The organism is Ketobacter sp. MCCC 1A13808 (assembly GCF_009746715.1).
GTDB lineage: Bacteria > Pseudomonadota > Gammaproteobacteria > Pseudomonadales > Ketobacteraceae > Ketobacter.
Genome location: NZ_VRKW01000004.1, coordinates 391,979 through 415,001 on the forward strand (window position 1 = coordinate 391,979; position 23,023 = coordinate 415,001).

Consider the following 23,023-nt stretch of genomic DNA (forward strand, 5'->3'; position numbering starts at 1 on the left):
TGTCATCGCTATACTCAGTGGGTGTTTTTCGGAGACAATCCCATCGCCTGCCCTATTTGCCGCATCGCATGCGCCGCTCTCATTTGCAGACGAACATTTACAAATGGGGAAACTTCGGTAATGCCCGGGTTGATTTCAATCACTTTAGCCCCCCACTTTCTCGCCTCATAAACCGGCTGGGAAATATAGGGAAAAACGCTGGTTGTGCCAATGCTGAACACCAGATCAAACCCCCCGACCATTTCACGATGCAAATCCATCACCGCCTGCTCCGGTAGCATTTCACCAAACAGTACGACATTCGGCCGGAGTATGTTATGGCAACGTTCACAAACGGGCAGACCCTCAATATGGCTATAATCTTCCACCGCCTGCCGTTGCAAACATCGGGTGCAAACCAATTCACCCACCTGGCCGTGAATTTCGATCACATTTTTGCTGCCAGCAGAACGGTGGAAGCCATCTATATTTTGCGTTAAAACCCAGCTCTCCGGCTTTAACTGTTCGATATCAGCGATCACCTGATGCGCCTGATTAAAAGCCGCGCCGCGACAGCTTTGTTCTATTTGTCGCAGGTATTTCCAGGTAATGTCCGGACGAGTCGACATCATATCGCCGGATAACGCAACTTCGATCGGTATACCGTGCTCTGTCTGCTTATCCTCGTAAAGGCCGCCAATGCCCCGATAAGTCGGTAAACCTGAATCCGCGGATATACCCGCCCCCGTAATAAATAATATTCGCCGGGCATTCATAACCCATTCTGCAGCTTGTTCGATATCAGATTGAAGCATAATCGAGAGTGACGATTACCCCGTCTATTAAAGAATGGATGCCGCAACGGCCTGAGTATGGTGAGACAAAACCAGGTCTTCTATGGGACCGAGGTGGTTGAACATGCGGTCAATCACTCCGCGCGGATCACGATCAATATCCACCTCAAGATTGACCCGACCCCAGGATAAATACACCTTCCCTTCCAGCACCGTGCAGCGTTGTAAAGTGCTCAAATTCAGCAGCTGACCTCGCAGCGCCTCTAGCTGCTCATTAACTTCTTTTTCAGCGCCCGTCAGCAAAACAACAAACCGACCACCACTGATACGAGCCGCAGCATCGTTGCTATCTTGCAGCACAGAACGTATTTTACGGGACATTTCCCGTAATAAATCGTCGCCACTTTCCGCGCCGCGCTTTTCGTTAAAGTAACCAAACCGCTCAATATGGATGGCCACTAACACTAACCGCTGATCATTCTGACTGCATAAAGACCACATAGACAATAACTTGTCATCGAACGCCATGCGGTTATAAAGATGAGTAACGCGATCAAGTGTGATCTGCTCCTGCAGTCGTTCGTTCAAATCCCGCAGGTGGCGTTTTTCAAATTCGATCAGTTCGGACTTAAGAAAACTTTCCCTGGACATCTTTTCCGTCCGGCTCGATACCATGACAGCGATAAACGTTCCGCTGCATAGGAAAAACATGATGTGTGCAGACACCTGTAAATTCATCGAGTCCAGATACAATGCACAGGCGACCATGATCAATAACACCAACCCCAATGTGTTAGTGAAATTAAGGGGTAAACGAATGAAAGTAAACACCACCACAGCAACGAAAAACACATTGGTGTAATAGATCATTTTGATGGGCTGAGCGGTATCGTGCGCAATAACCAGCAACGCGGCTGTGAGAATCAGCGTGTTCAGGGTGACAACCCAATATTTCCAGGTAAGGCGTTTCGATCTGCGGATGTAGATGTAAGCAACAGCCAAACCGATGATGGCTATTGCCCGCGCAACCAACGCCTCGGCTCCATGGGTAATTCCAGTGCCCCACTCCACCAAATAACTGGCCAAAAGCAACAAAATGGCCAGTAGCGATGAAAAACGGATGGCGTCACGGTACCACTGATTTTGGTTGGTTTGATATGCTTGCTCCAGGTAGGGAGAAAACACCTGTTGCCAGAAGGAACCTGCCCGAAGATTGGTGAGATGCTCCAGCACCTCGGCGTGTCTCTTATTGCTATCCACGTCCCTGTCACCGCGCTAGTGTCAATGCATAGTAGCTTGAGTCTACCGCGATCAATCCCAGGAAGCCATAACCTGCCGTTCGGGACAGTATCTCAATGAAGGTTGGCGAACAACCGGCGCCGGTACTTTGCCACCACCGATTTACCTTCCAACATATCGAATATTTTTAACAGCGCCAAGCGTGCGCCGTCGTCCTTGTAACTGCGGTCCTTTTGTACTATTTCCAGAAGTAATTCCATTGCGGCTTCCGCCTCGCCGGCCAATACGCAATTACAGGCCAGATAATAACGGGCTTCCATATCATTCGCGTCTTGCGCGACACGAAATTGTAAAGACTCTGCGCTGTCAAAACACAAGAATTCCTGCAGGAAAAACAGGCGTGCCAAAGCGGGCGCTTTCGCTTTTTCGTCCGTTACGTTATCCAGAACCTGTTGCGCATCCTCGAGACGCTCAACATCCATCAAAACTTCGGAGAGCAGGGTTTGGTACTTTATTTCCTTAGAATCTTCTGCTATTGCAGATTGCAATGCATCAATCGCCTGGTCATAAGCCCCCATGCCCCGAGCGCGCTCGATCTGTGCAAAAAAATCATTTTCATCAGGCTGCTCGGGTTCGCCCTCTGCATCGCCTAATACCGTTTGCAGCAGCTTTTCAATTTCTGACGCAGGCTGAGCGCCGTTAAGCTCACCAGCTAACTGACCCTGAACAATCAATTTCAATGCTGGAATGCTGCGCACGCCTAGCTGTTGGCACAACCCCGGATTGGCCTCTGTATCGACTTTTGCCAATATAAATTTGCCTTGGTATTTCGTCACCAGCGCATCAAGTACCGGTGCCAACGCTTTGCAGGGTTCGCACCAATCCGCCCAGAAATCCAACAGCACCGGAACCCGTGCGGACATCTGCACGATGTCATTAATATTGGTCTCGTTAACTTCAACGACGTAATTGGCATCCGACATAAAACTAAATCCCGATTAATAAAAAGCCCTGAAAACACCAGAAAGGGTTACACACACAACGATATATGAACCAAGAGGAGATTAACGGCACAGCCGGATTGAGTAAAGTAGCAATTGAGACGAGAATGCCGCGGAATCCGGCAGACGGAGTGCGCTACGCGGGAAATGAGCGGCCCATGGGGAACTGAATAACTGGAACTTAAGCCCTCGCCGCAACGCTGGGCAACAGGGGGCAGGCGGCGCCTACGCTAACGCTACCTGATGAATATCTGCGTTTTCCAGATTATTCTCGCACTGCTTCAGAACCATTGCTGCACGGGTGTGGCCACTATCCGCTGCCAACACCAGCCAATGGGTAGCAGCTTTGCAATCTTTCGGTGTGATTTTGCCTTCAAAACAGGCTTTGCCTAACAAAAACTGCGCTTCGATATCTCCGCTTTTCGCGGCCCTGCGGATATATTCAAGACCACTGCGCTTGTCAGCCCGGCCGCAACCGCAATCGAACAACAATCCACCCAGACGTGACATGGCAGAAATATGTCCGTGGTCTGCAGAATACTGCAGCATTTTTAAGGAAAGCCTGGAGGGGTAAATACGTCCCCGCTGGCATTGAATTTCAATGAGTCTTGTCGCAGTGCGAAAAAAAAGACTGGCAACCAGTCCGCTTCCGTTACTGACACTTGTGATGCTGCTTACTGTCATTCCCCAAAACCACCAACTGTTATTACAGCTTACATCGATAACTGGTCGATATCCTGAAGGGTACCTACGTGGGTAATCCCGATTTCGCTAGCCCGTGTCAAATACATAGTTTGACCGGGTGCTAAGGGCTATGGGAATCCTGAAAGGCCCCAGGTAGCAATGGACGCAAAGATTACTCCCATTAATTCCGAATGCCAACCATCAAAACCAAATAGTTGTGTGTCTTTTTTATCAACTTAAAAACTATCCACATTATCTGTGGACAACTCTGTGGACGTTCTGGTGACAGACGGCCAAGAGAGTAGGTATAACTGGCCATCACACATTTAGGTCAATTAATAAACAGGTCAATTTGATGCAGGAATAATCGGATTTTCAGGAGGTTAGAGCCCGGCTTGTCTCAATTGGGTGGACAACCCGGCTCTCACTACGCTACTTGCTAGAAGATTTACCTTTTGCAGAATCTAATTTCCGCTCCAGCTCTTCGATGCGTTTTTTCAGGTTATCCACATCCGCCCGTGTCGGAATGTTGAGTCGGTGGAGCGCCTTCGATACACGGATATCGAAGGCCTTTTCTACCTTTTCCCACGATCCAGTGGCGCGGGCACGGACCGTTTCTACTTTCTCCCGAGCGACATTCAGCGGCTTATCCACAATGGCTCTGGTTCTGGCTTCCAGCTTTTCGCCATCCTGAACCAATGAATCGAATAGCCGGCCCCCCTCTTCTTCCGCTTTGGAGTAGGCTCCAAGTCCCGCCAACCAGATCTGACTGGCGGATTCTTTAACCCGATCGGCCATTTGCTCGGCTAGCTGCCCTACCTGATTATCAGCTAACGATGCTTTTTTCCCGGACAAATTCATTTCATCCTCAGCAACATGATCTTCCGAGGCCGAAATCGGCGGTTTCATCCCTTCACTCATAATTCGCTTAACCTATTTTTGGGTGTAGCTGAACATAATATCAACTGCCGTTAGAATTATCATTCTAGCCGGAAATTGCCGGTATCCTATGCCCGATTCGAGCTAAATATCATCCTATTTCACTACAATACGCCCCCCTTTCTTTAAAAGCATGTAAAATGCGTGTTTTTCCAGAGCCAGTATTTCTTATCTCCCCCAATGACTATTGATTTTCTTAATAATTTTCCAAAAAAAGCAGGCGACCAACGGGTCTGGGCCAACCTACTGGGCAGCGGCTCTGCTTGGGCAATAAGCCAGGCTGCAGGCCAGCATGAAGGCTTGGTTCTGGTGATCACGGCCAATACCCAGCACGCCATTCAGCTGGAACAGGAAATCCCCTTCTACGCCCAGACTGACCTGCAGATATACTCCTTCCCGGATTGGGAAACCTTACCCTACGACAGCTTTTCGCCGCACCAGGATATCGTCTCGCAACGTCTATCCACGTTGTACCGGCTACCCACGCTCCGCAAAGGCATTCTGATTGTTCCCGCATCCACCTTGATGCATCGGGTGGCACCGGTCAGTTTCCTGCAGGGTCAAACCCTGATGCTTGATATCGGGCAGAAATTCGACATCGACAGTGTCCGCTCCAGACTGGAGCAGGCCGGGTATCGCAGCGTTGAAACGGTAATGGACCACGGGGAATATGCCGTACGTGGCGCTATCATGGACCTGTTTCCGATGGGCAGTCGCTTTCCTTACCGCATCGAATTGTTTGATGATGAAATCGATACCCTGCGCTCATTCGATCCCGAGACACAACGCTCTGTTGAAAAAGTGGAACAAATCCGACTATTACCGGCGAAAGAATTTCCGCTAAACGACCAGGCACGCGCTCGCTTCAAAGACAACTTTAAACAGCATTTTGATGTCGACCCCCGTAGCTGCCATCTATATCAGGATATCAGTGAGGGCCTGGCCAGCGCCGGCATAGAATATTATTTGCCGTTATTCTTCGAAAGCACCGCAACTCTGTTTGATTATTTACCCGACGATACACTGTTGATGACTGCTGAAAACCTGCAGGACAGTGCGGAACATTTCTGGAATGACTGCCTGAGCCGCTATGAAGATCTGCGCTACGATCGCGTACGCCCTATTCTTCCACCGCAGGATTTGTTCATCGCCGTTGATGAAATGAACCGGGCTCTGAAACTAAGACCCCGCATCGCAATGCGGTCCGGTGTAGGTGACGACAAACCTCATCACAGCACACTGCCCTTGTCCAAGCCACCGGAGTTGCCCGTTGATGCAAAGGCAACAAACCCGCTGATGCACGTCGAGTCCTATTGCTTAATGGCCCGTGAAGATAACAAACGGGTGTTATTCATTGCGGAATCGGCTGGTCGCCGGGACAGCCTTCTGGAATTGCTGAAGCGTATCCGCATTCAACCAAAGGCGGCGGAAAGCTGGACTGAATTTCTGACAGAAACCAGCGCCCCTCATATGATCGGCATTGCTGATATCAGCGCCGGACTGGAACTGGCCGATCCCCTGATTTCCGTCATCACCGAATCGCAGTTATTCGGCAACCGGGTTATTCAACAGCGTCGCCGCAAACGGGGTGACGACAACGCCGAAAACGTAATACGCAACCTGACCGAACTCAACACCGGGGATCCTGTTGTCCACATCGATCATGGTGTAGGACGTTATCACGGCCTGCAAAACCTTGAAATAGACGGGCAAAAGCAGGAATTCCTAACCCTGGAGTACGCCAACAAAGCCAAACTGTACGTGCCGGTCTCTTCATTGCATCTGATCAGCCGCTATTCCGGTGCCAGCGATACGCACGCCCCGTTGCACAAACTCGGCACAGATCACTGGAATAAAGAAAAGCGCAAAGCCGCAGAGCAGATCCATGACACCGCAGCAGAATTGTTAAATATCTACGCTCGCCGGGCCGCTAAACCCGGCCAGGTATTTGAAATCAACCGCGCCGATTATGAAATCTTCTGCCAGGGGTTTCCGTTTGAAGAGACTCCGGACCAACAAGCCGCCATAGACGCCGTAATCGGCGATTTAACCTCTGACCGCCCTACCGATCGCCTGGTCTGTGGCGATGTCGGATTCGGTAAAACCGAAGTCGCCATGCGCGCCGCCTATGTCGCTATCCAGAATAACAAACAAGTCGCGATACTGGTGCCCACCACGCTGCTCGCCCAACAGCATTATGAAACATTCAAGGATCGCTTTGCCGATTGGCCGGTCGAGATTGAAGTACTTTCCCGTTTCAAAACCGGGAAAGAACAAACCCAGGCATTAAAACAAATCGCCGAAGGCAAGGTGGATATCATAGTCGGCACCCACAAACTACTGCAGGAAAGCGTCCAATTCAGCAATCTCGGGTTAATTATTGTGGATGAAGAACACCGCTTTGGTGTGCGCCACAAAGAACGCCTGAAAGAAATTCGCTCTGAAGTCGATATGCTGACGCTGACGGCAACACCCATACCCCGGACCCTGAATATGGCGATGTCCGGAGTACGGGATATGTCCATTATTGCGACCCCCCCGGCAAAACGGCTTTCCATCAAAACCTTTGTCCGAGAAGATAATAGCAGCGTCACCAAGGAAGCAGTGCTTCGGGAATTGCTGCGTGGCGGTCAGGTCTATTTTCTTCATAACGAAGTGAAGTCGATCGAACGAAGGGCAGAAGAAATCCAAAAGCTGATTCCCGAAGCACGGGTCGTCGTTGCGCATGGCCAAATGCGGGAAAGGCAATTGGAACAAGTCATGACGGACTTCTATCACAAGCGCTTCAATGTATTGATGTGCACCACGATTATTGAGACCGGTATCGACGTTCCCTCTGCCAACACCATTATTATCGACCGTGCTGACAAGCTCGGTCTGGCCCAATTACATCAATTGCGTGGCCGGGTTGGACGTTCACATCACCAGGCCTATGCCTATCTGTTAACCCCTAACCCCAAAGCAATTACTGCCGACGCACGAAAACGCCTGGAAGCCATTGCCGAAGCGCACGATCTGGGTGCCGGATTCACTCTGGCCAGTCACGACCTGGAAATACGCGGCGCAGGTGAGCTACTGGGAGAGGAACAGAGTGGCAACATGACCAGCATCGGCTTCTCCCTGTATATGGAAATGCTGGAAGAAGCCGTTCAGGCAATAAAGGAAGGTAAAACGCCCAACCTGGACAAACCGCTACGCCAGGGCGCAGACATTAATTTACGCATCCCGGCGCTGATTACTGAAGACTACGTCCGCGATGTACATTCACGGTTGATTGCCTATAAACGTATCGCTAATGCGAAAGACGACGACGCACTGTTCGAATTACGGGTGGAACTGGTTGACCGGTTCGGCAGCTTACCTGAGTCGACCCAAAATCTGTTCCGCCTCACCAGTATCAAATTACGTGCCCAAGCGCTCGGCCTTGCCAAAGTGGATGCGGGACCAAAAGGCGGCCGCATTGAATTTGGCGCCGACACCAAAGTACATCCCCTAACCATTGTGAAATTGGTTCAGAATCAACCCCAGTTTTATAAATTAGAAGGCGCTGATAAACTCAGATTCCAGATCGAGAGTGAAACCGCTGAAGCGCGGCTGCAGCTAACCGAAGAAATACTCGACAAACTATCCCCGGCGAATGGTTCAAAATGAAATTAACTTTATCGAAAATTAATACTTTAACTTTAAGCCTGCTCCTCGCCCTGCCCTCCGGAATCGCGACCACAGCGTATGCCGATCAGGATAAGGCAAACTGGTACCAGGTATCACTGGTGGTATTCAAAAATAAAAACAGCCCGCTCGGCAACGAAAAATGGCGGCCACCGGCAGAACTGGAGCTAGCCTATCCTGAGGGTGCTATCGATTTGGAAGATGCGGCCAACATCAGTGGCAAACGCACGGCCTTCCGCACTACCGAGCCGACGGACACTGAATTTAAAGAAGTGCTCTCCAGCCTTAAATTAAGCTCAAATTATGAAGTCATGACCAGCAAAAGCTGGCTGCAGCCCGGACTGGATACAAAAAATGCCGTTCCGGTGCTGATCAATGCCGGCAAGGAATACGAAGGGCTATATGAATTATCCGGAAGTGTCACTCTGGTGGTATCCCGCTATCTGCATATTAAAACCGACCTATGGCTGTCGGAATACACCCAAAGAGTGGAAGTGGTAGCACCCTGGTGGCAGGACGAAAACGGAAACGACAACAGCCAGGCAAATGAAACCGCATTTAACCCCTACGGTACTGCACAATCTACCGATACGGAAAACGCACCAGCTCAACCTTATACCAATACTGATTTTGTTGTTGAACCCTCACCGGTCGCGAACGATCGGTATGAAGCGATTCAAACCGTGGAACTTAAACAATCCAGGCGCATGCGTAGCGGTGAGCTGCATTACTTGGACAATCCTTTATTCGGGGTAGTGGTGAAAGTCATTCCACATAAAGCAAAATAAAAAGTGCGCTCGCCGAGGTGGCGCCCTGTGTGTCAACCCGATATATAGCAGGTTTTGAATTAACATCTAAATCGGGGTGAGCTTGGTAACCCGCTAAGACGTCAAATACGCGGCCAACAATGCTCTCACCTGCCCCATTCCCTTTACCAACGCCGTTTCAATTTCTTGCATTGTGATAATGCCCTTGCTGCGCCCAGCCCCCATATTCACAACCAACGCCAACGAGCCATAATCCAGATCAAGCTCTCGGGCTAACGCGGTTTCCGGCATACCGGTCATACCCACAATATCGCAGCCGTCTTTCTCCAGACGATCAATTTCCGCCGCCGTTTCTAATCTCGGCCCCTGGGTAATAGCAAACACTCCCCCATTGTGCACAGGTATACCGGCGCTCTTGGCAGAAGCTAATAATTTACGCCGAATGCCCTCGCTGTAAGGAAAAGAAAAATCCACGTGTAGTACGTTTCCGATATCGGAAAAAGTGAATTCTCTGCCCCAGGTGTAATCAACAATCTGATGCGGAACAACCAAAGATTCGGCCGTCATCTGGGGATTAATGCCGCCCACGGCATTTACAGCCACCACTTCGGACACACCGGCATGCTTGAGTGCGTAAATATTCGCGCGATAATTTACTTTATGGGGCGGCAGTGTGTGACTCTTTCCATGTCGCGCCAGAAATACCACATCCTGCCCGGCAAAACGACCGAACTCCAGATCAGCGGATGGTTCTCCGTAGGGGGTTTCCACGGCTCTGGACTCTGTTAATTCCAGTCCATCCAATTGAGTCAGACCAGTGCCGCCCACAATCGCAATTAAGCTCATTCCTACATTCCCTTCACTGCGTAAACACCGTCTGCGTTACGCAGATAGCCTTTGTAATCCATCCCATAGCCGAAGACATATCGGTCCACTACTTCCAGACAGGTATAGTCTGCTTTGAAATCTGCTTTGAACTTGCGATCGTGAACCTTATCAACCAAAACGGCGCAGCGTACTGACGCAACGCCCTGCTCACGACAACTTTCCAGCACTTTATACAACGTCTGACCTTCATCCAGAATGTCATCAACAACCAATACATGACGGTTCTCAATGCTGTGTTGCGGCGGCACCTTCCAATCGAGCTCTGCTCCGGACGTTTTCATGCCATAACGGGTGACGTGGACATAATCCAGTTCTAAAGGAAACCTTAAACGCATGGTCAGCCGAGCTCCGAACATCATGCCCCCCTTCATAACAACCAACACCAAAGGGTCTTTATCCGCCAGATCGATTTCAATCTGCTGAGCAACACTTTCAATTGCCCGCTCTATCTGTTGCTCTGTCCAGAGACAATCAGCCTCTTTCCAGATGCGGTCTACTTCTTCGACTGATACGCTCATGTCTTATCCTCTAGTTTGGTGCTGCTGTCCTGCTGCACGCCTTCAATTACATGCAAAGTCTGGGTGGGGAAGGCAAACTCTGCGTCATGCCGCTCCACTATGTCAGCTATTTTAAACAATACATCTTGTTTTACTTTATGGTACTCGACCCAATCAGTGGTAATCGTCATGCAATATATAAAGAAATCCAGTGACGAAGCACCGTACTGGTTAAAATTCACAATCAAAGTCTGGTTTTGGTCAATCTGTTGGTGACCGGTCAGCATGCTTTTCACATCACTCAGTATTGAAGAAAGCGCACCGATATCATCATATCGTACACCGATGGTTTCATAGATACGCCTGTGGCTCATGCGTGAAGGGTTTTCCAATGCGATGCTGGTAAAGGTGGAGTTCGGTACATATAAAGGGCGCTTGTCAAAGGTCCGGATAATGGTAAGACGCCATCCGATATGCTCTATTACCCCTTCAATATTACGATCCGGCGATCGAACCCAATCACCGACGGAGAAAGGCCTGTCCAGGTACACCATCAACCCGCCGAAGAAATTGGCCAGCAAATCTTTTGCAGCAAAGCCCACGGCTATTCCGCCAATACCCCCAAATGCCAACACACCGGAAACCGATATTCCCATGGACTGAGCGATGACTAATCCGCCGGTGATAATAACCGATAACCGCAGTAATTTTGCTAACGCCGTAACGGTGGTTTCATCCATTGGTTCCTGGGTATAACCGGGGGTTTTCAATAGTTCTTCCGCTTTCGAAATCATGCGGATAAGAAACCAGATAATGACCGAAATAATCATTACCAGAAACGCCGGATCAACCAGGGCGTTCACCGATTCATCCATAAGCGGTTGCATAATTTCAGCAACGGTACGAACGCCCAGTATCAGGATGAAACTCCGGGAAGGTTTACGAATCGCCCACAACAGGGCATCGTCCCAAAGGTTTTTGGTTTTTTCGAACTGTTTTTCCAGCCGGTTATAAAAGCGACGTGCGAGATAATGGGCCAGCAGTGTAAAAAAAATAACGACGAAGACTTTGATCATCCAATCCGACGCACCATTGGCTTGTTGATACCAGTCCACGATCTGATCCATTTTACTCCCCTTTACATTCCCCGATAATTTAAATTAGAACAACAAAACAATCCCCCTGCCGATCAGGCGATCGTTTGCATACCTAGCTGTATCTGTCCGTAGCGATCATCAGCCAAGAGCTGCTCCCAGGTATTCATGCGGCGCGCCAGCATGGTCTTCAGGCGAGTTTGATCCGCCACATAACGGCTATCCTGGGCAAGGAAATCCAGCACCTCATCTGCCCCTTGGTGATGGTTACAGACCAGCACCATATCACAGCCAGCATCCAACGCGCGTTTGGCCCGCTGAGCAAACCCACCGGCAACAGACGCGCCTTCCATGGTTAAATCATCCGAAAAAATAACACCATTGAATCCCAGGCGTTGTCGCAAAACCGTTTGCAACCAGTAGGAAGAAAAACCGGCGGGCTGGGGATCAACCCTGGAATAAATAACGTGAGCCGGCATCACTGCATCGTACACACCGCAGAGCTGTTTGAACGGGATCATATCAAGGGCATCAATTTCCAACTCATCACGCTCGTCCAAAGGAATTGCGACATGGGAATCCGCTTCAGCCCAACCGTGTCCCGGAAAATGCTTAACGGTCGCGGCCATCCCGGCATCGTGCATGCCGCTGATATAGGCCTTTGCCAGCGCTGTGACGGTGTCGGCTGAATGATGGAACGAACGGTCACCAATTACCGCACTCCTGCCACACTCAAGATCTAGAACCGGGGCGAAAGAAATATCCAGACCCAATGCCAGCATTTCGGACGCCATCAACCAGCCCCAATTAGCGGCCTGCATCAACGCGGCATCCGGGTTCTGCTGGTATTGTTCACCCAGGCGGGCTAACGGAGGTAACCGGGTGACGCCCTCACGGATGCGCTGTACCCGCCCACCTTCCTGATCGATTGCCAATATCAACTCCGGACGCAACTGACGCACCGCCGCGATCAGCTCACGGGTTTGGGCTAACGAATCGATATTGCGGGAAAACAGAATTACACCACCGGTAGCAGGGTGCTGTAGACGGCGGATATCGGCCTGACACAAGCTGGTGCCTTCCAGGTCCAGCATAAGCGGTCCAATTGCCATGGATAGAGTGACTCCTGAGTTGAGCGTCAGTACTTGATCCGGACGGGAATGCCCGGCTGAACCTGAGAGAATAACGCGACGACATCGTGATTGGTCATACGGATACAACCGTGGGAACGAGGTACCCCCATGGGTTCCGTATCCGGAGTGCCATGAATATAAATGTATCTGCGCTGGGAATCCACGTTACCCCCACGATTTATGCCCTTTTCTTCACCACAGAGCCACAGGATACGGGTTAATATCCAATCCCTGTGCGGGTGGGCCCGGGCCAGATCCTCGTTGTAGATTTCTCCAGTTGCACGGCGCCCACGGAACACCGAGTTGAGCGGTGCTCCAGCGCCGATACAAGCCCGAATACGGTGCAAACCCAATGGGGTTTGATAGGAACCGGTTTCAGATCCGGTGCCTTTCAGCGCCGTTGAGACCGGCCAGCTTTGTAGCAGCGTATCCCGCTGCCACAACTCAAGAGTCTGCCGTTGAATGGAGATCTTTATAAAGGAATCAACCATGGGATGCGTTTTTCAGGCCAGCTGCCATGAATGAGGTAAGTTTGCTCACGATGAAATCAATAGAGCCGCGCTTGCCGGTGTCATTCTCCGACATAGCCCGCAGAGCATCAACATTGGACATGGTGAAGATGGCGGTTCCCAATGCAAAATGGGTATGCCAGAACAGCTCCTGCGGGGTAGTGCCTGGCAGCGCCGGCTTCAGCAGATTGCCATATCGTTGGAACACCTCCCCATACCGGGTTGCTATGTAACTGCGCAGATGGGCCTGAGACTGGGTATAAGCTAAACCCAATAGACGTAGGAATATGGTTGCACGGTTGGTACTACGGCCATGCACTTCATAGATCGACGCCGACAACACTTCAAGCAGGGAGTCGACACTGATGGATTCAGGGTCAGATTCGAGTGCGCTTAAACGCCGGTTAATTTCCACCACCAGCGGCTCAAGAAAACGCTCGAATACAGCCTGTATCAACGCTTTTTTCGAACCGAAGTGATAATTGACCGCTGCCAGATTCACTCCGGCTGTACTGGTAATGGTACGCAGAGAGGTTTCAGAAAAACCGCGTTCCGCAAACAACACCTCTGCCGCATCCAGTATTCTTTCTACTGTTTCTTTTTGTGCCATAACGACTGACTTCCTGCGCCGGACGGCATTTTAAGCCACCCTGGATAAACAAACGTTTAAAACTTACGTTTGCCAGGCCTTCCTGTCAAGAAACAGTGTCTTCAAAAATAGCGGACAAGCTCCAATTGAACCAAATCACTGTGGCTGCTACTAGCCAGTTTATAAATGGGATCGAAGGACCCGTTTTTAACGTCCTCAAGGGAAGGTGGAGGTGAACTATGGAAGAACGTGGCATCCAGACTGATTTTCCACACCGAGCCCAAGCGCCGACTGGCTTCCAAAGTCAGTACCCGTTCATGAGTTTCAACATCGTAGATTACGCCAGCCAGCAACTCTGAGGAGGCCTCATCATTCAATGCCCATCGCACACCCAGCGCAAAATCATTCTCTAGAAAATAGGACGATGGACTGTCTTCTCCGCGCTCGTCATAGTTGTACTCTGATACGATCCCAACATCAGATACCGAACCGAATACACCTTCGTAGGTATACTCAAAACCCAATACGGTAGCGAAATAGCGGCCATTGATCATACCGGACCGGCTCAGCGCTTCCATCTTAAGTATCCAGGCGTCATAGTTGTACTGAACTTCAAGGCCTAACTGGTCGATCACCGGGTAGAAGGGAACCAACTCCCCCTCCACATTGTAGCGATGAAACTCGGGTTCACGGGAGGTACCGCCAAAATAGGACAGTGCCAACTCCCACATATCCAGGGACATTCCCCAGCGAGCAGCGAAATCCACTCGCTTATTTTCGCGCCCGGACTCGTAGTCTGCATCATCGTTGGAAAACAGCACTGTGCCCCGCGGCCAACCGTCTTCACCGGGGAATGTGCGTTCCCGAAAGCCGGTAAGTACTAACAGATCCAGTATTCCCAGGTTGGTAACCAGTGACAGATTCACCATGGGTTGTCCCAGTTTGGCTTCTCCGTCTGCCCGCTCAACCGCATCCGTTTGATTAATAATATCCACCAAATGCTGAAATTCGGTGACCCCCCAGAACACCCGTCGCACGCCACTACGCAATTCCCAGCGATCACCCACATGAATCCAGGTCAGCTCCTGGATGTCCCCGTGGGTGCGATTCTCATCCTGATCCGACCATCGATAAAACCCCTCAAACTCAAGCAAATCGTTGCCTTCATTCCAGTCGGTAAAATATTCAGCACGCACACTGGCGGAAAAAACATTGTCCTTTACCCCATAAGGGGGGTCCTGCGGCAGAAAACGATACTCACCACCCACTTCAAAATCCCAGTCGCCTCCTTGGCCTGCCGTGGCAAAAGCCGATGCACATAAAACGATCCCCACTCGTAGTGGCGTCGCGACGTGCTTAACCCATCCCATGAAACACTCCTGAATATTAACACTCTGTCAACAAATGACGGTTCGTCACGCTAACTTGTTTTCAGGACACCGTCAATAATATGAACGGCAATCCGCGACATCCGTATCAGAGTTAGATCTTCTTTATCTTAGAAATCGGCGGTTATCTCATTCACCTATAAACAGAGTAGACCCTCACACCATTTTCGCCGGTAACGGATTAGATAACTTGTTGTAGTCAGGCGCATTACTTTGTTCGGGAACGCTTTCTGATCAACACCAACGCCACGCTCCAAAGCCAAACCGCCCCTAAACCTTTTCGTGAGGATTTTCACCGCTACACCATAATCTACGTTGCAACAACGCTTACAACACTGACCAGTATCAACCTAGGGCGGCACAGGACTATGTTAAGGAGAATCGAACCGGAGGTGGGTGCCTGGTACGAGCACACTGACCTACAAACCTTATTTGAAGTGGTCTTCATTGACGATGAAGGAGAGAATATCGGTATCCAATATTTTGATGGTGAAATTGAAGAATTGGAACTGGATGCTTTTATCCGGATGCCGTTATGCAAAGTGGATCAACCTGAAGACTGGTCGGGCCCTTATGAAATGGATAACGACGACATTTTTGAAAACGACATTGGCGATTTCCCGCCCGGCAACCACACACCGGCACTGAGCGACGAGTACGAATCCGCCATTATGCATATTCTGGACGAATAGAAACCGGGTCTATTCAAGCCAGCACAACCCGCCTTCGTTCTACTGACTTTTCCTGAGTCGTACACCGTTCTTTACTTCCAATTCTCTGCAAGCTGTATATAATCCCAGTATCTGTACATAAACACAGTACCCGCAGGCGGACTATTTTAATCGCTTGAAATTAAACGGCATTATTTACAAAGCGACCAGAAAAGAGTGGACTCATGGAAAAATTAACGAAGCGCCAGGGCGAAATTCTAGAACTTATCAAATCACATATCGCAGACAGCGGCATGCCCCCAACCCGGATGGAAATTGCTGAAACGTTCGGATTCCGATCCCCTAATGCAGCTGAAGAGCATCTGCGTACGCTTGCCCGTAAAGGCTATATAGAAATGCTTCCCGGTGCTTCCCGGGGTATTCGCGTAATCGGTATGGAAGAAGAAGAGCCCGGGCTACCGATCATAGGTCAGGTAGCTGCCGGGCAGCCGGTACTCGCTCAGGAAAACGTTGCCGGTCGCTGTCAGGTGGACCCTTCGTTTTTCACCCCGAAAGCAGACTACTTTTTGCGGGTAAAAGGCCTGAGCATGATTGATATCGGAATAATGGAAGGTGACCTGTTAGCGGTACATAAAACCCATGAAGCACAGCGGGGTCAGATTGTGGTTGCTCGCATCGGCGATGAAGTCACCGTGAAACGGTTCGAAAAAAAGCGCAATAAAGTCATCCTTTTACCGGAGAACCCTGATTTTGAACCCATTACTGTGGATCAAAAAGACGAGGATTTTGCGATAGAAGGTTTAGCAGTCGGGGTCATCCGGGATGGCTTATAAGAGACAATCCGATCAGTGTAATACACCGGATGCTTCATCATACTCTTCATTGAAAGCTGATGAATCGCTGTGATCTTCATGAGGTTCAAGCATGTGGCCATACACTTCACCCACTGCTTGAACACCGGCACTGACCATGGCCTTTCCGATATCCATTGAGAATTCGGAAAGTAAAACACGCACCTCGTCTGAAAACTTAATTTCAACCAAAGGAGATCCCACTCCGTCGGTGCGACGTAAGACTATTTCACCCGAAGATAACTCAACAATTTCTAACCGAGAGGACATTAAACCAACCTTAAGTGCGCAAGTGTTTGAAGCAACTGACAAAGTTTTTTATCCTGTTTTTCTGGGGGGAAAAAGCGAAAAGAGAACCAGGAAAAAACTAAATAGTGCCGTCACTCAATGGCCGGAAATACTAACACGCAGGCGCTGGCTGCCACAAATAAATACCCGTGTTCTTTGATAAATATTTACTACCACTCACCAAGCATTTCCCGTATTTCATCTATCAAAATGCAAAGATTGTCATACCAATCATGAAGTTGCGAAAACTCGTCTGCTTCATTAAATACCCGCACTTCAATCGCATTTAAATTGGTGCTGCTTTTCACTGTCGAGGTGGCTTGCGGATTAACGTCTGTAATGCGGTTCCAAGTGCCCAACAAGGCAAACAACCAGCTGCCCTGCTGTGTCTCAAGCACAAAAAGCCTTTCTAATTCAGCAATGGTTTTACCATTTTCTTTCGAGCTTTCAAGCAATTGCTTAAGCTTGGTGCCGGATGCGTAGTCTTCATCGTAGGTGTTTGCAATCTCCCAAATAAAACCCTGGTACGCCATAACCAGATGAAAAAGGCAAGATTCTTGATGAGCCCGAATCAGCGCCTTTTTATTAAAAACAGAATTATCAGCTTGAATCTGTCCGATCGCGTCCAGATAGAACTTCGCAAAATAACGTTTTTGATTTGAGTTGCCCAATGTGTGCTTAGCCATACCGTTACCCACCTTTAAATTCTGCGTTCGATTGTACGTTGCTGCCTTTACGCCGCCAACGGGAACAATTCAAATTCATTAACTATACTGGGTTAAGACGCAACCAAAAAACGTTATTTACCTGTTTTAACTCATCTTTTAATTCAATCCGGGAAATGAAATGGCAAAAGCATTATGGTTAGCCATGCTCATCATGAACAGACTTAAGTACAACTATAAGTTCATGCTGATCAGCATTCTCTTCATGTGCCCTATTGTCCTACTCAGCATTCAGCTCTGGAATCAGCTGGAAAGTGACATCCAGACCACCCAGCGTGAAGATGAGGGCGTAAACATAATCAGTAAATTGAACGCGTTAGCCGTTCAGGCAGCGGATTTCCGCGATATAATGATGGCGCACAATTACGACCGCAGTGAAGCCACCAACACCCGCATCTTTAATCTGAGGAATACAACCGAAGAGACCCTGCAAGCCATAAGTACCAACTACACCCAATCGCGGCTGCTGAAGAAAGCCCAGCTTGAGCGGCTTAAATCGGCTTGGAAAACAGCCCAGAATGAAGAACTGGGTTCCCAGATCATGTTGCGGGAATACATTGATTCGTATGGCACTCTGGTAAGTGAAATCGACAGTATCGTGCTTGAAATCGCTAAATCCAGCGGGTTGTCCAATGACAGCGACCCGCAAATTAATGCCTACATGAGTTTTTATCTGGACAAAGTCCGCCCTCTACAAGCGTCGCTGTCTAAATTGAGGGGCTATGGCAGCAATACTCTGAACACTAACTACCTGGACAGCGCCAGCTTCACCGAGGTAGACGCGTCGTTTTACGACGCTAAAAATGCGTTCACAGAATCCACAGATGCTTTTTCCAAAATGCAAAAGGAATTTACGGACATTCCGTTCATCAATGAGCAGAAGCAAGCCAGCGAAGTGGTCGATAAGATTTTGTTTTTGTTCAATGATCAGGTGGTGGAAGCCATCTCGGAACGGCAGACCTGGCAACAATTTAACGAGCAAATGACCGGATTTCTGAGCCCTATACGTAACCTGGAAGGCAAAATTCTGGACCACGCCACCACGGCTGTACACCAACGGCTTCAAGCGAAAGAGAGCAACCGGATTACATTAGTAGTATGTCTTTTCGTTCTGCTGGCAGTAATCGGCTATCTGTATTTTGGTCTCTATATCTCGCTGCGTGTAAACATCGACAACATGGTGATAAGTGCAGGTAAAGTAGCTGGCGGCGACATGACCGTTGAAGTCCAGCAACATAGTCAGGACGAATTTGCCGTTTTAAACCGGGATTTCAACGCCATGATCAAGCAAATGCAACAATTGATTACCGCAGCCCGAGAAAGCAGCGACACCACATCCGAGCACGCTCTTAGCGTAAAGAAACTGGCCGAGCTTAATAGCAGGATTGTACAGCAGCAAACGGAAGAAACCCGCCGCATTACGCACGCAATGGAAGAGATGTCATCCGCGGCGGAGGAAGTAGCAAGAGAAACCGAGTTTACTGCTAACGCCGCACAAAATGCCGATGAACATGCCCGCGAGGGGCAGCAACTAGTCGACTCTACCGTACAAAGTTTTTCCCACCTGACTGAAAATATCAACGGCTCTATGAGTGTCGTAGAAAAGCTGGCAGACCAAAGCCAAGGGGTAACTGAAATACTATCGGTTATCAAAAGCATCGCGCAACAAACCAATTTGCTGGCCTTGAATGCGGCCATTGAAGCCGCCCGTGCGGGTGAGCAAGGCCGTGGTTTCGCTGTGGTGGCAGACGAAGTTCGTAGCCTTGCACAACGCAGTCACGAGTCGACCGTTGAAATAGACGACGTATTGGGAAAGATTCAGACCGGTGTGCAGGAAGCGGTAAATGCGATGCAAGTCAGCGTAGAGGTAACCGGACAATCGGTTAGCAATGCCCAAAGACTGACTGCAAAACTAGAAGAAATTCTGCAGGGAGTGTCCGATATTAACAACCGAACGCAATCAATATCGGCTGCAACACTGGAACAAACAGAAACCGTCAACCATGTGCAATCAAGCCTGAAAGCCATTGATACCCGCTCGGGTGATGCTGCTCACGCTGCGGAAGACACTCTGCACTCAGCTCGGGAAATGCAGAATTCCATTGAGCAACTGACTGATTCACTGGCCAGATTTAAAGTTTAGGCCGCTGATAGGTAGTCAATACCCTGATAATGTGACCTTTCATTTACCCCCAACAAAACGGGCCTGACTGGTTAAAAACAGTCAAGCCGGTCTAAACCCTACTCACTTTTCTTGGCGCTGCTTTTTTTTGCAGCCGCTTTCTTGACTGTCTTTTTAGCGGTTTTCTTTTTCGCCGCTGATTTCTTTTTGGCCGGGGCTTTTTTCTCCGCGGCTTTTTCTACCCATTTTTTTCCATCATAGGTAGCAGCCCACCCGGTCGCCTTACCCTCCTCGTTTTCCGTCATCACATATTGTGACTTGGTTTTACGGCTGTAACGGATAATGGCTTTGTTCCCGTCCGGATCTTGTTGGGGCGCGCTTACCAAAAATTGATATTTCGGGTCGAGCTGATCCGCAACACTTTGAATTTCTTCTACCAACGGCGCTCTTGTTTCACGATGTTTAGGGAATTGACTGGCAGCCAGGAACATTCCGGAAGCACCGTCGCGGAGCAGAAAATAGTCATCACTTTTTTCGCATTTCAGGTGCGGCATGGGTATCGGATCCGCTTTGGGTGGTGCTACTTCGCCGTTTCTCAATAGCTTACGGGTGTTTTTGCACTCCCCGTTGGTACAATCGAAATACTTACCGAATCGCCCGGTCTTCAACTGCATATCCGAACCGCATTTATCGCATTCTACAATGGGGCCATCGTATCCTTTGATCTTGAAATTACCGGGCTCTATTTCATAGCCTTCACAATCGGGGCTATTACCGCAAATATGCAATTTGCGCTTTTCATCAATCAGGTAATTTTCCATGGCCGTGCCGCATTTGGAACAGCGGCGCTTTTCCCTCAACGCTTTTGCTTCGCTCTCATCGTCGTCGGCGTTGATGGTTTCTGAACCATGGATCAGGTTAATGGTTTCTTTGCACCGCTCTTTGGGAGGCAACGAGTAGCCGGTACAACCAAGAAAAACACCGGTGCTACCGGTACGAATTGCCATGGGACGCCCACAAGCGGGGCACTCTATATCGGTTTCGACTGGAGGGTTGGCTCGCATACCCCCATCATCCGCTTCGGCCTTTTCCAGTTTTTTGGAGAAATCCGAATAGAAATGGTCTAGCACCTGTTTCCAGTTTAAGCGCCCTTCCGCAATTTCATCCAATTGCTCTTCCATCTTGGCTGTGAAACTGAAATCCATCAGGTTATTGAAATTTTCATTCAGACGATCGGTAACGATATCGCCCATTTTCTCGGCATAAAAGCGCTTGTTTTCCAGATTCACGTAACCGCGATCCTGAATAGTGGAGATGATTGAAGCATAAGTAGATGGGCGCCCGATGCCGCGTTTTTCCAGCTCTTTCACCAGGCTGGCTTCCGAGAACCGCGCCGGTGGCTTGGTGAAATGCTGGCTCGGGTCCAATTTCTTCAGATCCAAGGTTTCCCCGACCGCGACATCCGGTAATTCTATGTCTTCATCCGACTTTTTGGCTCCCGGCATATTAACGATCAAGTGGCCGTCAAATTTAAGGATACGACCCTTGGTACGCAGTTCGAAGTTATTGGCTTTTACCGTCAGGTTGGTGCTCAGATATTCTGCTGGCGGCATTTGGCATGCTACAAAGCGCTTCCAGATCAGGTCGTAAAGCCGTTGAGCGTCGTTTTCCAACCCGGAGACGGCACTAGCGAGTGTTGACACCTCAGAGGGGCGAATCGCTTCGTGCGCCTCCTGAGCGCCCTCTTTGCTGGCGTAGGTCAGCGGATCTTTCGGGACATAACGCTCTCCGAAACTGGATTCAATGTATTGCCGGCAACTGGCCACTGCGTCCGTACTGAGATTGGTGGAGTCGGTACGCATATAAGTGATGTAACCCGCTTCGTATAAACGCTGCGCCATCATCATGGTTTTTTTAACACTGAAACCCAACCGGGTGCTGGCAGCCTGCTGCAGCGTTGACGTTGTGAATGGTGCTGCCGGCCGGGATTTGGTCGGCTTATCATCACGACCCGCCACAATATAGGTTTGTCCGTCCAGGCCTGCTAACGCTTTGTCGGCTTGTTCTTTATTGGTTGGACGGAAATTCTTGCCGTCTTCTTTGGTTACCTGTAATCGCAATTGCGCTTTTTTAGCAGTGAAGGTATCCGCAAAAATTTCCCAGTATTCTTCGGGTATAAATGCGCGGATTTCACGCTCGCGCTCCACCACCAATTTCACCGCAACCGATTGCACCCGCCCGGCTGATAAGCCCCGGGCGATCTTCGCCCACAGCAAAGGCGATACCATATACCCCACTACCCGATCCAGAAAGCGACGCGCCTGCTGAGCATTAACCCGGTTGGTATTAAGCTGACCCGGCTCTTTGAAAGCACCCTGGATCGCCTTTTTGGTGATTTCATTGAACACCACGCGCTTGTAACGGCCTTCATCGCCACCAATCACCTGCTGCAAATGCCAGGCAATCGCCTCCCCTTCCCTATCCAAATCCGTCGCAAGATAAATAGTGTCAGCGTCTTTTGCCAGCCGTTGCAGCTCGCTGACCACCTTTTCCTTATCCGGCAGTACCTGGTATTGCGCGTTCCAACCATTCTCCGGGTCCAACCCCATTCGACCGATCAGCGAAGTTTTCGCTTTTTCTTTTTTATATAGGGCTTTTTCTTCCGGCGCCATTTTGCGAGTGAGCGCCGCTTGCTTGGCCCGCTCTTTGGGATCAACGGTTTTCTTGCCGCTGCCGCTGGTCGGCAAGTCGCGGACATGCCCAACACTGGACTTGACCACAAAATCCTTGCCTAAATATTTATTGATGGTTTTCGCTTTTGCGGGCGATTCCACTATAACCAGCGATTTACCCATAGAGTACTTTCCAACCTTGCTGCATGAGCTGTGTTTGAGCCGGACAGGCCCAATCCGATATTAATAATTCGTCTAAAGGGGCGACATATATAAGAGGTGTCAGGCTATTGGTCAAGCGACCAGTTTCGACCTTTATTAATTTGTTTTTAGGTGCTTATCCGGTTTTTTTCCAAATTTAACGATAATTAATTCTGCACAAAAATCGTGAAATCATTATTTATCAACAGGTTATGTGACAACCATGCTGGGTACGGGTTCCGCACTTTAAAAACAGATTTGCCATTTCCCGCAATCGTAAAAATAATGGTGCCACCACTCAGAAAGACACCTGAATAGCCGGT

19 protein-coding genes and 1 pseudogene are annotated in these 23,023 nt (G+C 49.5%); 5 read left to right on the forward strand and 15 right to left on the reverse strand.

The genetic code is table 11. From position 1 onward, the window contains the following. Positions 1 to 14: 14 nt before the first annotated feature. The 5 genes from FT643_RS11075 to FT643_RS11095 form a co-directional block, all read right to left on the reverse strand. Positions 15 to 797 carry an NAD-dependent deacylase gene (locus FT643_RS11075; RefSeq protein WP_317622005.1) on the reverse strand — a complete coding sequence of 261 codons (783 nt, stop codon included), beginning with the start codon at positions 795 to 797 and terminating at the stop codon, positions 15 to 17. A 24-nt stretch (positions 798 to 821) separates the two neighbouring features. Then, complete coding sequence (locus tag FT643_RS23895) at positions 822 to 2,033, reverse strand: GGDEF domain-containing protein (protein WP_156871447.1); 1,212 nt, start codon at positions 2,031 to 2,033, stop codon at positions 822 to 824. Positions 2,034 to 2,125: 92 nt separating this feature from the next. Next, a complete protein-coding gene (locus FT643_RS11085; protein WP_156871448.1) occupies positions 2,126 to 2,995 on the reverse strand; it encodes a tetratricopeptide repeat protein in 870 nt (289 codons plus the stop codon). Positions 2,996 to 3,238: 243 nt separating this feature from the next. Continuing rightward, positions 3,239 to 3,697 (reverse strand): tetratricopeptide repeat protein, encoded by a 459-nt coding sequence (locus FT643_RS11090; RefSeq protein WP_156871449.1) that lies wholly within the window; start codon positions 3,695 to 3,697, stop codon positions 3,239 to 3,241. Between the two features lie 432 nt (positions 3,698 to 4,129). After that, the gene (locus FT643_RS11095) at positions 4,130 to 4,618 is read right to left on the reverse strand and encodes a phasin family protein (protein ID WP_232340086.1); all 489 of its coding nucleotides are present in this window, start codon (positions 4,616 to 4,618) and stop codon (positions 4,130 to 4,132) included. A gap of 198 nt (positions 4,619 to 4,816) precedes the next feature. Here FT643_RS11095 and mfd point away from each other — a divergent pair, with 198 nt between their 5' ends. Continuing rightward, positions 4,817 to 8,287, forward strand: coding sequence for a transcription-repair coupling factor (mfd, locus tag FT643_RS11100; protein WP_156871450.1), 3,471 nt, complete (start codon positions 4,817 to 4,819; stop codon positions 8,285 to 8,287). After that, the gene (locus FT643_RS11105; protein WP_156871451.1) at positions 8,284 to 9,093 is read left to right on the forward strand and encodes a CsiV family protein; all 810 of its coding nucleotides are present in this window, start codon (positions 8,284 to 8,286) and stop codon (positions 9,091 to 9,093) included. The genes mfd and FT643_RS11105 overlap by 4 nt, the downstream gene beginning before the upstream one ends. Before the next feature lie 93 nt (positions 9,094 to 9,186). Here FT643_RS11105 and FT643_RS11110 read toward each other — a convergent pair whose 3' ends face one another. The 7 genes from FT643_RS11110 to FT643_RS11140 form a co-directional block, all read right to left on the reverse strand. Beyond that, a complete protein-coding gene (locus FT643_RS11110; RefSeq protein WP_156871452.1) occupies positions 9,187 to 9,918 on the reverse strand; it encodes an S-methyl-5'-thioinosine phosphorylase in 732 nt (243 codons plus the stop codon). 2 nt (positions 9,919 to 9,920) lie between these two features. Further along, positions 9,921 to 10,478, reverse strand: a complete 558-nt coding sequence (locus FT643_RS11115; protein WP_156871453.1) for a hypoxanthine-guanine phosphoribosyltransferase — start codon at positions 10,476 to 10,478, stop codon at positions 9,921 to 9,923. Further along, a complete protein-coding gene (locus tag FT643_RS11120) occupies positions 10,475 to 11,584 on the reverse strand; it encodes a mechanosensitive ion channel family protein (protein WP_156871454.1) in 1,110 nt (369 codons plus the stop codon). The genes FT643_RS11115 and FT643_RS11120 overlap by 4 nt, the downstream gene beginning before the upstream one ends. 62 nt (positions 11,585 to 11,646) lie before the next feature. Continuing rightward, positions 11,647 to 12,663: a beta-N-acetylhexosaminidase gene (gene nagZ / locus FT643_RS11125; RefSeq protein ID WP_156871455.1), complete on the reverse strand. Its 1,017-nt coding sequence runs from the start codon at positions 12,661 to 12,663 to the stop codon at positions 11,647 to 11,649. A gap of 26 nt (positions 12,664 to 12,689) precedes the next feature. Continuing rightward, positions 12,690 to 13,175, reverse strand: coding sequence for a L,D-transpeptidase (locus FT643_RS11130; RefSeq protein WP_156871456.1), 486 nt, complete (start codon positions 13,173 to 13,175; stop codon positions 12,690 to 12,692). Then, entirely contained in the window at positions 13,168 to 13,803 is a 636-nt protein-coding gene (locus tag FT643_RS11135) for a TetR/AcrR family transcriptional regulator (protein ID WP_156871457.1), read from the reverse strand. The genes FT643_RS11130 and FT643_RS11135 overlap by 8 nt, the downstream gene beginning before the upstream one ends. A 101-nt stretch (positions 13,804 to 13,904) precedes the next feature. Next, entirely contained in the window at positions 13,905 to 15,152 is a 1,248-nt protein-coding gene (locus FT643_RS11140; protein ID WP_156871458.1) for a hypothetical protein, read from the reverse strand. Positions 15,153 to 15,538: 386 nt separating this feature from the next. Between FT643_RS11140 and FT643_RS11145 the strand changes: the two genes are divergently transcribed. Both FT643_RS11145 and lexA read left to right on the forward strand, forming a co-directional pair. Then, a complete protein-coding gene (locus FT643_RS11145) occupies positions 15,539 to 15,862 on the forward strand; it encodes a DUF6763 family protein (protein WP_156871459.1) in 324 nt (107 codons plus the stop codon). Positions 15,863 to 16,065: 203 nt separating this feature from the next. Beyond that, positions 16,066 to 16,674 (forward strand): transcriptional repressor LexA, encoded by a 609-nt coding sequence (lexA, locus tag FT643_RS11150; protein WP_156871460.1) that lies wholly within the window; start codon positions 16,066 to 16,068, stop codon positions 16,672 to 16,674. Positions 16,675 to 16,686: 12 nt separating this feature from the next. Here the strand turns inward: lexA and FT643_RS11155 are convergent, their stop codons facing one another. After that, positions 16,687 to 16,962, reverse strand: a complete 276-nt coding sequence (locus tag FT643_RS11155; RefSeq protein WP_156871461.1) for a hypothetical protein — start codon at positions 16,960 to 16,962, stop codon at positions 16,687 to 16,689. 188 nt (positions 16,963 to 17,150) lie between these two features. Continuing rightward, on the reverse strand, positions 17,151 to 17,666 hold the full coding sequence (locus FT643_RS11160; protein ID WP_156871462.1) for a DUF6586 family protein: 516 nt from the start codon (positions 17,664 to 17,666) through the stop codon (positions 17,151 to 17,153). A 160-nt stretch (positions 17,667 to 17,826) separates the two neighbouring features. Between FT643_RS11160 and FT643_RS11165 the strand changes: the two genes are divergently transcribed. Next, a complete protein-coding gene (locus FT643_RS11165; protein ID WP_156871463.1) occupies positions 17,827 to 19,848 on the forward strand; it encodes a methyl-accepting chemotaxis protein in 2,022 nt (673 codons plus the stop codon). 185 nt (positions 19,849 to 20,033) lie between these two features. Here FT643_RS11165 and topA read toward each other — a convergent pair. Then, positions 20,034 to 22,682, reverse strand: a pseudogene (topA, locus tag FT643_RS11170) (type I DNA topoisomerase); the annotation flags it as partial. Between the last annotated feature and the right edge of the window lie 341 nt (positions 22,683 to 23,023).

What these genes read in the sequence shown, in the direction of transcription:
- FT643_RS11085 (WP_156871448.1), bottom strand. Translation starts at nt 2,995, where the DNA reads ATGTCGGATGCCAATTACGTCGTTGAAGTTAACGAGACCAATATTAAT.
- FT643_RS11090 (WP_156871449.1), bottom strand. Translation starts at nt 3,697, where the DNA reads ATGACAGTAAGCAGCATCACAAGTGTCAGTAACGGAAGCGGACTGGTT.
- FT643_RS11095 (WP_232340086.1), bottom strand. Translation starts at nt 4,618, where the DNA reads ATGAGTGAAGGGATGAAACCGCCGATTTCGGCCTCGGAAGATCATGTT.
- mfd (WP_156871450.1), top strand. Translation starts at nt 4,817, where the DNA reads ATGACTATTGATTTTCTTAATAATTTTCCAAAAAAAGCAGGCGACCAA.
- FT643_RS11105 (WP_156871451.1), top strand. Translation starts at nt 8,284, where the DNA reads ATGAAATTAACTTTATCGAAAATTAATACTTTAACTTTAAGCCTGCTC.
- FT643_RS11110 (WP_156871452.1), bottom strand. Translation starts at nt 9,918, where the DNA reads ATGAGCTTAATTGCGATTGTGGGCGGCACTGGTCTGACTCAATTGGAT.
- FT643_RS11115 (WP_156871453.1), bottom strand. Translation starts at nt 10,478, where the DNA reads ATGAGCGTATCAGTCGAAGAAGTAGACCGCATCTGGAAAGAGGCTGAT.
- FT643_RS11120 (WP_156871454.1), bottom strand. Translation starts at nt 11,584, where the DNA reads ATGGATCAGATCGTGGACTGGTATCAACAAGCCAATGGTGCGTCGGAT.
- nagZ (WP_156871455.1), bottom strand. Translation starts at nt 12,663, where the DNA reads ATGGCAATTGGACCGCTTATGCTGGACCTGGAAGGCACCAGCTTGTGT.
- FT643_RS11130 (WP_156871456.1), bottom strand. Translation starts at nt 13,175, where the DNA reads ATGGTTGATTCCTTTATAAAGATCTCCATTCAACGGCAGACTCTTGAG.
- FT643_RS11135 (WP_156871457.1), bottom strand. Translation starts at nt 13,803, where the DNA reads ATGGCACAAAAAGAAACAGTAGAAAGAATACTGGATGCGGCAGAGGTG.
- FT643_RS11140 (WP_156871458.1), bottom strand. Translation starts at nt 15,152, where the DNA reads ATGGGATGGGTTAAGCACGTCGCGACGCCACTACGAGTGGGGATCGTT.
- FT643_RS11145 (WP_156871459.1), top strand. Translation starts at nt 15,539, where the DNA reads ATGTTAAGGAGAATCGAACCGGAGGTGGGTGCCTGGTACGAGCACACT.
- lexA (WP_156871460.1), top strand. Translation starts at nt 16,066, where the DNA reads ATGGAAAAATTAACGAAGCGCCAGGGCGAAATTCTAGAACTTATCAAA.
- FT643_RS11155 (WP_156871461.1), bottom strand. Translation starts at nt 16,962, where the DNA reads ATGTCCTCTCGGTTAGAAATTGTTGAGTTATCTTCGGGTGAAATAGTC.
- FT643_RS11160 (WP_156871462.1), bottom strand. Translation starts at nt 17,666, where the DNA reads ATGGCTAAGCACACATTGGGCAACTCAAATCAAAAACGTTATTTTGCG.
- FT643_RS11165 (WP_156871463.1), top strand. Translation starts at nt 17,827, where the DNA reads ATGGCAAAAGCATTATGGTTAGCCATGCTCATCATGAACAGACTTAAG.